General features: G+C 65.4%; 9 protein-coding genes. 2 read left to right on the top strand and 7 right to left on the bottom strand.

Annotation, left to right across the window (positions count from 1 at the left end; all coding sequences use genetic code 11):
• The first annotated feature begins 102 nt into the window (after positions 1–102).
• Positions 103–1254 (top strand): M23 family metallopeptidase, encoded by a 1152-nt coding sequence (locus tag Q0176_RS00635; RefSeq protein WP_299298006.1) that lies wholly within the window; start codon positions 103–105, stop codon positions 1252–1254.
• 86 nt (positions 1255–1340) lie between these two features.
• Here the strand turns inward: Q0176_RS00635 and Q0176_RS00630 are convergent, their stop codons facing one another.
• Positions 1341–2663, bottom strand: coding sequence for a hemolysin family protein (locus Q0176_RS00630; protein WP_299298004.1), 1323 nt, complete (start codon positions 2661–2663; stop codon positions 1341–1343).
• A gap of 185 nt (positions 2664–2848) precedes the next feature.
• On the opposite strand from Q0176_RS00630, the gene Q0176_RS00625 reads away from it, so the two are divergent.
• Positions 2849–3889 (top strand): cache domain-containing protein, encoded by a 1041-nt coding sequence (locus Q0176_RS00625; RefSeq protein WP_299298002.1) that lies wholly within the window; start codon positions 2849–2851, stop codon positions 3887–3889.
• A 55-nt stretch (positions 3890–3944) separates the two neighbouring features.
• Here Q0176_RS00625 and Q0176_RS00620 read toward each other — a convergent pair whose 3' ends face one another.
• From Q0176_RS00620 to hypA, 6 genes are all read right to left on the bottom strand, one after another.
• A complete protein-coding gene (locus Q0176_RS00620) occupies positions 3945–5177 on the bottom strand; it encodes an argininosuccinate synthase (RefSeq protein ID WP_299298000.1) in 1233 nt (410 codons plus the stop codon).
• A 286-nt stretch (positions 5178–5463) separates the two neighbouring features.
• Complete coding sequence (locus tag Q0176_RS00615) at positions 5464–6090, bottom strand: site-2 protease family protein (RefSeq protein WP_366796955.1); 627 nt, start codon at positions 6088–6090, stop codon at positions 5464–5466.
• 154 nt (positions 6091–6244) lie between these two features.
• Entirely contained in the window at positions 6245–8863 is a 2619-nt protein-coding gene (locus tag Q0176_RS00610) for a CBS domain-containing protein (protein WP_299297998.1), read from the bottom strand.
• On the bottom strand, positions 8854–9480 hold the full coding sequence (gene coaE / locus Q0176_RS00605) for a dephospho-CoA kinase (RefSeq protein ID WP_299297996.1): 627 nt from the start codon (positions 9478–9480) through the stop codon (positions 8854–8856). Before coaE ends, Q0176_RS00610 begins: the two co-directional genes overlap by 10 nt.
• Positions 9431–11476, bottom strand: a complete 2046-nt coding sequence (locus Q0176_RS00600; protein WP_299297994.1) for an ATP-dependent helicase — start codon at positions 11474–11476, stop codon at positions 9431–9433. The genes coaE and Q0176_RS00600 overlap by 50 nt, the downstream gene beginning before the upstream one ends.
• A 77-nt stretch (positions 11477–11553) precedes the next feature.
• Positions 11554–11916 (bottom strand): hydrogenase maturation nickel metallochaperone HypA, encoded by a 363-nt coding sequence (hypA, locus tag Q0176_RS00595; protein ID WP_299297992.1) that lies wholly within the window; start codon positions 11914–11916, stop codon positions 11554–11556.
• Between the last annotated feature and the right edge of the window lie 100 nt (positions 11917–12016).

Raw genomic sequence — 12016 nt, 5'->3', positions numbered from 1 at the left:
GAGGACGGCGAAAACATCTTCGGTTATAATAGCCTTCATAAAATATTTTCGGGCTCCCCATTCGCATCCTGCTGCCCCGTGATGACGAGGAGAGGCTTTGCCATGTCGCTTAAAAGAGAAAAATACAAGAACGGCCACGTGCCGGCCATTCCCGTTTTGTTTCTGTTCCTCCCGTTCGTTTTGCTCGTCTCGTCTCCCGCCCAGTCCGCTCCCCGCGTCGAACGTCAGACCCTGTCCCTCTCGAAGGACCGGAAACAGGACCTGAAGAAGCTGTCCGAGCTCTGCCGCTCGAACAAGCTGACCTCGGCGGACGTGCTCTGGGCCAACGACCTGACCGTCGACCGCCTCATCGAGGGAACGACGCTCATCATCCCCGCCTCCAAACAGGACATCCTGCCCGTCTGGCAATCCATCCAGAAGGAGAGAAAGGCCGAGACCGACACGCTGGTGTCCATCAAGCTGCATGGAGTTCCCCGCAGCGCCCCCAAAGCCGAGCCTCCGGCCCCGAAGACGGCGAAGGCCCCCGCGCCCCAGCCCTTCAGGACTCCCCCTCAGCCGCTCTCCCCAAAGGCGATGCCGCCCATCCCGACGACGCTCCGACTCGGCCTGGAGAAAGACGCCGCAGGGGAAAAGGGCAAAGGCGGGGCGAACGCAAAGGAACCCGTCCTGTTTCTCTCGGAGGACGGGGACTCCTCGAACGGCCCCATGAGGCTGGTCATATCGGGCGACAACGTGGTCGTCGTGAGGCTTCCCCGCAAGCAGGCTCTCCGCACCTCCGGCCTGACCGGCATCCAACGAAGCCTTTTCCCCGGAAGGCCGTCCCATGGGCCCGCTCTGCCGGAGTTCTCCAGGTTCTCGGGATCCCGGATGATCTGGCCCGTAAACGGGGCCGTTTCGTCGGGGTTCGGCAGGCGGGGCAGGCGATCCCTTCATTCGGGCATCGACATCCCCATGCCCAAGGGCACGTCCATCCGGGCCGCGAGGGACGGAGTGGTCAAGCTGGTCGCCTCCGCCAAAAGCCGGAGCTTCAGGGGATACGGGAACGTGGTGATCCTCGACCACGGCGGCGGAATCTCCACGCTGTACGCCCATTGTCTGAACATCAAGGTCAGGCAGGGCCAAAGGGTGCGCCAGGGAGAGACGCTCGCGACCGTGGGCCGTACGGGACGCGCCACCACGAACCACGTTCATTTCGAGGTTCGGGTCAACGGCAAACCCGTCGATCCCATCCCCTTCCTGGGGCCCAGGCGCTGACGACCGCAAAGTCGAGGGGGGGGCCGAACGGCCCCCCCTCGACTTTTACGAGAATCATTGTATTCGTTCCGCCGCGGGCGGGCCTGTCAATCCCGATCCCGCGCCTCCGAGCTCTCGTCCCGTTTCGGCTCCTGCGGGGCAAGGCGCGTCACCAGGATCTGGTCGATCTTGTAGTTGTCGATGTCCATGATCTCGAACTTGTACCCCGCATACACGACGAAATCGGTACGGTGGGGAATGCGCCTCAGCATGAACGTGAGGAATCCTCCGACCGTCTCGTAGTTCTGGGACTCGGGGAAGTCCTCGATCTCGAACACGTGCATCGCATCTTCGATCGGGGTCGCCCCCTCGATCAGCCACGAGGTCTCGTCCCGCTTGATGATCTGCTCCTCCTCCCCCACCAGGTTGCCCATCAGCATCATCATGATGTCCTGCAGGGTAATGATCCCGACGACCAGCGCGTACTCGTTGAGCACGACCGCCAGGTTCTCCTCCCGTCCCTTGAACTGGTCCATGGCCTCGGCCAGGGTCAGGGTGTCGGGGATGATGAGGGGCGGCCTGATGTCGAGCCCGTTGTCCAGCTGAAGGCTCTGCCCCTTGACGACCCGCTCCAGCAGCTCCTTGGAATCCACGTACCCCACGATGTGGTCGATGTCCTTGTCGCACACGATGTAGGTGGAATGCGGCGCGGAGGCGATCTTTTCCTTGACGCGCGCCTCCTCCTCGTGGAGGTCCAGATACACGATGTTCTCCCGGACGGTCATGGCGGAGGGTACGGTGCGCACGTCGAGCTCGAAGACGTTGCCGATCAGGTCCTTCTCCTGTTTTCTGAGAAGCCCGGCCATCGTTCCCGCCTCCACGATGGCGTAGAGGTCGTCCGACGTGATGTCGTCCCGACGCTTCTCGGGAAGCCTGAAGGCCCTGCAGATGATGCTGCTCAGGGAGTTGAAGACCTTCGACAGCGGGGCGAATACGAAGATCACCCGGCGCATCCCCTCGATCGACCTCAGGGCCACGGTCTCGGGGACCGCCATGGCGATGCGTTTGGGGATGAGGTCCGCGAAGAGGACAAAGAAGAGGGTGACCCCGACGAAGGGAACGGCGGAGGCGACCTGCCCCTTCAGGGCGGGGCCCAGGATATCGGGAAGCAGATCACGGATCGCCGGCGACAAAAGGGAATCCCCTACGATGCCCGCCAGGATGGCCACGGCGTTCAGCCCGATCTGAACCGTCGTGAAGAACAGCCCCGGCTGATCCTGAAAGCCCAGAATCCGAGCGGCGCGGGCATCGCCGCCCTCGGCGATGGAACGCAGCTTCACCCTCCGGGATGCCGCCAGCGATATCTCCGAGAAGGAAAAGAAAGAGCTGATCGCCGCCAAGATCAGAATCATCAGAAAACCGTACATCATGATTGGAGGTCCTCCCGCGCAAACGCCTCAGGTCAAGGTCCGGACGTTATGCGGCTTCCTGTCAATTATAACGTATCTTACGGAAAATTCTTTCTTCCCCTCTCCCGCCGGAGAGCCGGCGCGTCCCCTTCAAAAAACGATGTAAAATAGCGTCCGGAATCACGGGGAAAAGGGGGATCGGGCCGATGGGGAAAAAATCGTTTTTCGGACGTGCGGCGCTGCTGGCCCTCTGCCTCGCGGCCGCAGTCCGCTATCCGGGGTACCGTCTGGCTCAGAACTACGTTGCCGGAAGGATGGACGCACAGCTTCGAACCGAGACGGAGAGCATTCTGCAGGCCCTTCACGCGGCGGGACTGCAGAAGAGCGTCCTCCTCAGGAAGGCGGCCCGGGAGGCCGGGGAGTACTGGGCGGCCGGGGACCTGTCCGGCTGCAGGGCCCTCCCGGCTCATTACGTCGCGTCCTACGATGCGGCCACGGGGCTGGGCCTGAGCCTGTCCGCAGGGGAGTCCCCGGACAAGGAAGCATTGGCCGTCTATGCCTTTCGGGACGAGGGACGGCCCGAGACACTCGAAGCATTTCCGGGCGACGTCGGCGACGGGACGCCATGGGACGGGAAAGGCCCGGCCTCGCCCCGGTGGCTGCCGTTCCGAAGGCAGCCGCTGACCGGAGCTCCGACGGTCACCGCAGCCTGCCCCGTGTATACGTCGGATCGGAGGCAGGCGGGGATTGCCGTTTTGGACACGGATATCTTCGAGATTCAGAAGCTCGTCACGGCACGGGGCCTTCCTTCGTCCCTGACGGCGGACGTCCTGGACGGGGCGGGCACCGTGCTGGCGAGTTCCCGGCCCGCCGCCTTGATGCGGCCGATGGGGCAAAACGCACCTTCCGATCTGGCAAGGGCGCTTGAGACCGTCCTCGCGGAGCGTGAGGGCGAACTTCTCTACACGGACGGGGCGGAGACGATACGCCTCGTCTTCGGCACGTCGCCGGAAACGGGATGGAAGGTCTGCATGAGATCACGGGTTCGGGACGACTTCCGGAACGTAAGATGGTTTTGGGAGAACGACATCCGCGTCTATTCCTGCTGTGGATTTCACACTGTGAGGCGAAGCGCGGCATCGGCAGGAAACAAGAACTCCGATGCCCTTTCCCCCGGAGGGGGACCCAACCCCGCGCCGCCGGGAAGAGGCCGGCGCTTCTCCCCGATTCCCAATCCGACGAAATAGGCCCCCCGTCGGCGGAGGGGCCTGATTTCAAAACGGAAACCGCAGGAAGAAGGGATTACGCCTCGATGGGCAGTTCCTCCTTGTCGTCGCGCGGGAAGGTCGAGGTCCAGGTTCGGACGGGCAGCCCCCAGATTTTGATGAAGCCGACGGCCGCCGAGTGGTCGAACGCATCCCCCTCGGAGTAGGTCGCCAGGTCGTGCCTGTAGATCGTCTTGCCGGCCTTCATCCCCCGGACAACGGCCTGCCCCTTGAAAAGCCGGACCTTCACCGTGCCGCTCACATACTTCTGAGTCTCGTCGATAAAGGCCCCGATGCAGTCCCTGAGCGGCGAGAACCAATAGCCCTCGTAGGTCAGCTCCGCAAAGCGCACCTCGAGCTCCCTCTTCGTGATGAGCACGCGCTTGTCCAGCGTCATGGTCTCCAGGGCCCTGTGGGCGTTCAGCAGCGTGATGGGGCCGGGGCACTCGTAGACCTCGCGGCTCTTGAATCCGACCAGCCGGTCCTCGACCATGTCGACGCGGCCTACGCCGTGTTTGCCGGCCAGCTCGTTCAGTTTGAGGATCAGGCTGACTCCGTCCATCCTCTCGCCGTTCAGGGCGACCGGAAGCCCGTGCTCGAAGGTAATCTCCACGAAATCCGGCTCGTTGGGCGCATCCAGGGGGTTGGCCGTCAGCTCATAGGCGTCCTCCGGCGGTTCGTTCCATGGATCCTCCAACATGCCGCACTCGATGGAGCGGCCCCAGAGGTTCTCGTCGATGCTGTAGGGGGAGCTGGCCGTCGCCTTGACGGGAATCCCGTGCTTCACGGCATAGTCCATCTCGGCCTCGCGGCTGAAGTGCCAGTCCCGGACCGGCGCCAGGACCTCCAGCTTGGGGTTCAGCGCCGTGGCGCAGACCTCGATGCGCACCTGGTCCTGCCCCTTCCCGGTGCAGCCGTGGGCGACCGCCACGGCCCCCTCCCTGTTGGCGATATCCACCAGGGTCTTGGCGATCAGCGGTCGGGACAGGGCCGAGGTCAGAGGGTAGGTCCCCTGATACATCCCGTTGGCCTTCAGCGAGGGCCAGACATAATTCTCGACGAAGGTCTTTTTCAGATCGAAGATATAGGCCTTCACGGCGCCGCTGTGCAGGGCCTTACTCTTCGCCGCCTCGAGGTCGATCACCTTCTGCCCCACGTCCGCCGTCATCGTGACCACGTCGTAGCCCTGCTCCGAGAGCCAGACCACCGCCACAGATGTGTCCAGACCACCGCTGTACGCAAGGACGACCTTACCCTTCTTGCCCGCCATCCTAAAACTTCCTTCCTGAATTGGTATCGAAGATCCCATATCGAAGATCAACCGAAAAATCCACGGCCGAGAGGTCCTGTTCGACCTCGAAAGCCCGGGCCCCATGAGAAAAGGGCAAGGCGCTCCGAGGGATTCGTCTCGGACGTAAAGCAGTATAGAGAACAATAAACAAAAAGTCAACAACTAACGCATAGTTTACACTTGTTTATTGTCCATCGCGGAGCTCTCTTCGGTCGTCCTTCTCACGAGGTTTTGACGACGGAGAAGCTCACGGCTCTTCCGGAGGTCAGAAAGGGGATCTGAAGGGAAGCAGGCCCCACAGAAAGTTGAAGATCGGGTTGAAGAGAACGTCGACGATCCCCGTCACCAGAAGGATCAGAAGGATGATCATGCCGTACCGCTCCAGCCAGTAGTAGTACCGCAGGAACCGGAATGGCAGAAAGGCCTCCAGCACCCTCGAACCGTCGAGCGGCGGGATGGGAATCAGGTTGAAGGCGGCCAGCCCCACGTTGATGACGATCATCTGAATCAGAACCGTAATGCCGGCCCTTCCGGCAAGACGGTACCAGGGCTCCCCCAGGAAGCGCAGGAACAGCACGCAGACGACCGCCGTCAGGATGTTTCCGACGATTCCGGCCAGGGAGACGATGACGAGGTCCCGGCGCGGGTGGCGGAAGTAGCGCGTATTGATCGGTACGGGCTTGGCCCACCCGAACCCCACGAACAGGAGCATGAGCGTCCCCACGAGGTCGAAATGGTCCAGGGGATTCAGGGAAAGCCGTCCCGACCGCTCGGCCGTGGGGTCTCCCACCAGCTTGGCCGCATAGCCGTGGCAGAACTCATGGAACGATATCGCCCACAGCACGGCGGGCAGCGTCAGCAGCAACATCATCGGATCCTGTAAAAGCCTCAAAACCTCCACTCCTTCCCGGGGACCCCAAATCCGAAAACGGGGCCCCCGCTCCCCCCGCTCCGCAGGACAGCCGGGATGGGGGATTCCCACTCATTGTACAGGCCAGCCGGAGAAACCCGCCCTCGTAAAATGCCGGACAGGACCGCCAAGGGAATTACCGTCTGTGGGCCAGGCGGCTTTCGACGTAGCCGATCTCGCCCTCCCGCGTCGAAAGGCGCCCGTCCATGCGGGCCAGCCGTATCCCCTGAAGCACCTCCCCGATCTCGGAGCCCCTCAGCCCCATGCCGACGAGGTCGTCGCCGGTGAGCTCCCCTCGCAGCGGCGTCCAGGAAAGCAGGTGACGGACGACATGACGCCGGGACTGCCAGCGCTTCATGCAGGTCATCCAGAACAGGAGGGGCGCCGGGCCATACGGCTTGAAAAAGAGGTAGATCTCCGAATTTCTCGGGTTCTTCTTCCCTCCCAGGAACTGCTCCACCTGAGGCCAGCAGTCGAAACAGATCGACATCTCCCGCCGTTCGGCGGGGCGCAGCCCCAGACGGTCCATGGCGGCAAAGCGCACGGCCGGCGGCGACTTGGCCAGCACCACGGCCATGCCGACGATCCATTCCATTCCCTTGAAGTCCACCCCCACCCTGCGCGCACGCGGCAGGAACCGCTCGAGGACGTGCAGCCTCCGCTCTATGGAGGTGCCGAGGCGGAAGCCGGGAAACAGCGCCTCCCAGATCCCCAGCTCCTGCATCCGCATCACGATCCGGCGGAAGCGGGCCTCGCCGGTGCCGATCTCCAGCTCCATGCGCACCCGCACTCCCGAGAGGCGTCCCAGCAGCCCTCCCCCCACCGCGCTGTGCAGGAGCCGCAGCGTGTTGTCCTCGAAGTGCAGCCCCAGACGCTGTTCCAGCCGGATGCCCCTGAGGATCCGGGAGGGGTCCTCCACGAAGCTGAGGTTGTGCAGGATGCGCAGGACCCCCTCCCGGAGGTCCTCCCTGCCCCCGAAATAATCCGTCAGGGTCCCCCAATCCCCCTCGCTCAGGGAGACGGACATCGCGTTGATGCTGAAATCGCGCCGCGCCAGATCCTGCTTCAGGGAGTCGCCGGCGACCGTCGGCTGGGCCGCCGCATGCTCGTAGAACTCCCGCCGCGCCGTCGCGATGTCCGCCTTCAGCCCGTCCGGGAACGTGATCGTCCCCGTCTTGTAACGCCCGTGCACCGTGCCCCGGCACCCCGGCTCGTCCCAGCTGCGGACCAGCTCCTCGGCGTCCCCCTCGACGGCGATGTCGAGGTCGAGGTTCCTCACCCCCATCAGGATGTCCCGAACCGTTCCGCCCACCAGGTAGGCCTTCATCCCCATCGTCTCCGCCCGGGCGCCGATGCGGTGCAGCAGGTCGAGGATGCGCGGGGAGAACGAGGACTCCATCAGCGGGGCGACCCCCTCCATCCACAGGAAGCCCGACCTCGCGTCCGTCTCCCCCGAGGGCTGGAAGCTCCGATAGAGGGCACGGACGAGGTCGGCCCGCGTCAGGATGCCCACCAGCCTGCCGCTCTTGAGCACCGGAAGCCGCTCGAAGCTGTAGGTCGCCATCAGCCGATGCGCCTCGTCGATCGAGTCCTCCGAGGATATCCCGATGACGCCCTCCGTCATGAAGTCGCGGATGCGCGCGCGGTCGAAGCCGTGCAGATGCGCCTTGTCCAGGTCCTTGCGCGTCATCATGCCCGCGACCTCGCCGTTCTCCAGGGCGACGGGCAGAGCCTGGTGGCCGAAGCGGATCATCGTCCGGTACGCCTCGTCCACCATGGCGTCGGGAGAGACCGCCAGGACGGGGGAGGTCATGACGCTCGCCACGTCGAGCATCCGGGGAATGCGCCGGTGCAGGTCCTCCTCCAGCTCCGCCAGCAGCTCCTGCGGGTCCCGGTTCAGGACCGAGGCCGAGCCCGCCTGGATGTGGCCGCTGCCGCCGTAGGGCGTCAGGAACTCCTTGACGTTCAGCACCCCGGGGGCGCTGCGGACGATCAGGCTGATCTTGCGCCCCCCGCTGCGCACCGCCGCCAGGGTGACGTGGGACTCGCAGTAGTCCCTCAGGCGGTGCACGAAGAGGGAAAGGCCCTCCACGTACTCCTCCGTCTCCGCCCAGGTGGACAACACCTTGGCCCCGTTGATGTAGCTCTCCCGGGCGTTCTCCGCCAGGACGTCCAGCAGGCGACGCTCCGCCGCCGGCATGGAGACCTCCGCCCGCGCCAGGATCCGGGACAGGTCCGCCCCCATCTCCCGAAGACGGGCCACCGCCAGGACGTCCCGCGCGGTCGTGGACTCGTAGGTCAGGGCCCCCGTATCGTCGTAGATCCCGAGGGCGAAGAGCGTCGCCTCCTCGGGCGATATGGGCTTGCGCTCCCTGACGAGCTGTTCCACGAGCATCGTCACCGTCGCCCCTATGGGGGCCCACTGCATCGTCTCGGCGGGGATGTCGTCCACGGTGGGCGGGTGATGGTCGTAGATATGCACGCTCACGTCATGCCGCCCGGCGAGGGCCGCGAAGGTGCCGATGCGGCTCCGCGCCCGCGTGTCCACGACGACCATCAAGGTCACCTGTTCCATGGGGACGTTCTTGGGCTTCAGGAACTTCCACTGGTGCCCGTAGTGCGCCATGAAGTCCCGAACCTTGCGGCCCATGGCGCCGGGGGGGCAGATCATCGCATCCGGGTAGAGCTTCCGGACGGCAATCATGCTCGCCAGGGAATCGAAATCGGTGTTCAGGTGACTGGTGATCAGCTGCATCGCAGGGACGCCCCCTTCAGATTCTCGATCACGGCACGCTTATGGACGGCGCGCACGGAACGCTCCAGGTCGTCCAGGCCGCCGTCGTTGCGCACCACGAAGTCGCTTCGGGCGGCCCGTTCCTCCGAGGGCAGGAAGAAGGCCTCCCGCCGCGGAAGCTCCGCGTCGTCCCACCCGCGCGCCCGGCAGCGCTCCGCCCTGACGTCCCGGGAGGCCGTCACGAAGACCGTCGCCGTGACCCAATCGGGGACGCCGGACTCGAAGAGCATCGGGATCTCCGCAACGGCCCAGTCCCGTTCGGGGTCCAGCGACGCGACGCGGCGGGCCAGCTCCGCCTTGACCGGCGGGTGCAGCAGGGCGCAGCCCCAGTCGTACTCGGTCCGCGAGGAGAACAGGCGCGCGGCAGCACGGGCGAACACGACGCGTCCCTCGGAGTCGAGGATCCCCGATCCCCACCGCCCGACCGCAGCCCCGACGATATCCGGCCGCCTCCAGAGCTCCGCCACGACGGCGTCCGCGTCGAACCTCACGCCCCCGAGCGACTCGAACAGGCGGGCAGCCGTGGACTTACCAGCCCCGACGTCCCCGGTAACCGCCACTGCCGTTATAGCCGCCATAGCTCCGTTTTCCCCCTCCATACCCGTCCCAGGCCCCCCGGCGGTCCTCGCCGCCCCGGTCGTCCAGGTTCTTGAACGTATCGGGGATCTCGAAGAGAAAGCGCGAGAACCCCTTGTCGAGCGTCGTGCCGTAGAGCCGCCGGCTGCGGGCCGCCGTCAGGTAGAGCCGCTCCTCGGCACGCGTCATGCCGACGTAGCAGAGCCGGCGTTCCTCCTCCATCTGCGCGGGATCGTCCTTCGCGCGCGAGCTCGGGAATACGTCCTCCTCGAGCCCCACCAGGAACACGACGGGGAACTCCAGCCCCTTGGCCGCGTGCAGCGTCAGCAGGCCGACGGAGCGCCGGTCGTCGGCGTCCTGGGTGTCCGCGTCCGTGAAGAGCGCCGCCTCCGCCAATGCCTCCGCCAGGTCCCCCTCGGGGACGACGGACCGCAGCTCCATGACGTTCTCGATGCGGTCCTCCCAGTCCTCGGGGCTCTTCTCCCTCAGCAGGTCCTCGTAGCCCATGTTCGAGAGCACATGGTCGACGGCGGCCCCCACCCCGCGCTCCGCGGCCCTCAGAAGCCCCGACATCTGCCTGCCGAAGAGGGCGACCGCCCCTCCGACCTGTCCCCTCACCGGGAAGGCCCCCTCCCCCACGGCGCGCCAGAAATCCGCGGCCGGCGAGGCGGGCACGACGCCGGAGGCCTGCCACTCGGCCCATTCCTCCCTCTTCTTCGGCCCCATGCCCTTGACCGCAAAGGCGGCCACGCGCTCGAAAGAGGTGCGGTCGTCCGGGTTCACGGCCAGCTTCAGGACCGCCAGGACGTCCCGCACCTCCCTGCGCTCGTAGAACGCCGTCCCCCGGACGATCCTGTAGGGGATGCCCGCCTCCAGGAGCTTCTGTTCGTAGAGGCGGCTCATGGCGTTCTGGCGGTACAGGATGGCCATGTCGCCGTAGTCGTAGCCGTGGCCCAACTTGAGACGCCCGATCTCCGCGGTGATGAAGCCGGCCTCCTGAAGGTCGCTGTTCGCGAGCAGGGTGTAGACCTTCTCGCCCGCCCCCCGGGCGGTCCTGAGATCCTTCTCCCTGCGCGCGGAGTTGTTGCGGATCAGGGCGTTCGACGCCCCCAGGATGTTTCCGGTCGAACGGTAGTTCTCGTCCAGGATGATGGTGCGGGCCTCCTTCTGCCCCTCCCCTCCCGTGAAGTCCCGTTCGAAGTTCAGGATCATCCCGATGTCCGCCCCGCGCCAGCCGTAGATGGACTGGTCCGGGTCGCCCACGACGTTCAGGCGGCACTCCGGCCCCGTAAGGTAGCGGAGCAGCAGGTACTGGGGGCGGTTGACGTCCTGGTACTCGTCCACGAGCAGCCAGCGAATCCGCTCGCGCTCCCTCCGCCGCACCTCCTCGTCCCCCGCCAGGACCTGCAGGGGGACGATCATCAGGTCGTCGAAGTCCACGGCGCCGCGGGACCGCAGCTCCCTGCGGTACGCCTGGGCGGCGTCCAGGTAGAGCCCCTCCAGGATGGACTCCCGGTTGCCGGGGGTCCAGGCCGCCCGGTCCCGGGATATGGCGTCCAGGACCGAGGCGGGCTCGACGTCCTTGGTGTTCACCCCCATCCCCTCCAGGATCTGCTTGACCAGCGCGCGGCTGTCCCCGCGGTCGAAGACGGCGAAGCCCGGCTTCACACCCGCGACAGCCTCCGCGGCCTCGCGGTTCCGGAAGAGGAACTTCAGGCCGAAGGCGTGAAAGGTGCTGACGCGCACATCCCCGGCCCCCGAGGGGACGAGTGCCGAGACGCGCTCGCGCATCTCCCCGGCCGCCTTGTTGGTGAAGGTCACGGCCGTGATCTCCCACGGTTTCGCCAGGCCCTCCGCCAGAAGCCACGCGATCTTGTGCGTCAGGACCCGCGTCTTTCCGCTCCCCGCCCCGGCCAGGATCAGGAGCGGCCCGTCTATGTACGTCACGGCCTCCCTCTGCCTGGGCGAGAGGCGGTCCAGAATGCCTTTATCCGACATGATATCGTCTCCTTAAGATTTTCCGCCTCCGGCGGCCCCCGCACAGGAGCGGGCAGCCGAAGCCATCCCCCGGAAAGCTAAGCCTCGAGCCCATTCCCCGCCTCCACCTCCATGGAGTCGATGGAGAGCTCCAGGCCGGACAGAAGCTCCACGTCCGGGCTCCCGCATTTGGGGCAGAGGAAGGCCGTGCTCTCGCTGTCGGCGACCTTTCCGCAGGCCCTGCAGCGGAAGACGATGGGCATGGAGAGGATCGACAGGTTCGCCCCCTCGGTGACGGTCCCCTTCGAGACTACGGAGAAGGCAAAGGACATCAGCTCGGGGTTGACCTTCCTCATCCCCCCGACCTTCAGCACGATGCGGCGGACGCGCCTCCAGCCCGAACGCTCGCAGAGGTTCAGGATCGCGTTGTTTACGGATTCCGTCAGGGACAGCTCGTGCAATTCGGGGCCTCCTCCCCACAGATGGAACTCGTGAAAGCACAAAGGAAGCGCTGACTCAATCAGCGTTCCCCCAAATAAATATCGAGAGCCGAGGGCCGGA

The organism is uncultured Fretibacterium sp., assembly GCF_938040765.1.
Lineage (GTDB): Bacteria > Synergistota > Synergistia > Synergistales > Aminobacteriaceae > CAJPSE01.
Note: the sequence above shows the minus strand (reverse complement) of the source record. Positions and strands in the feature narration are given on the sequence as shown.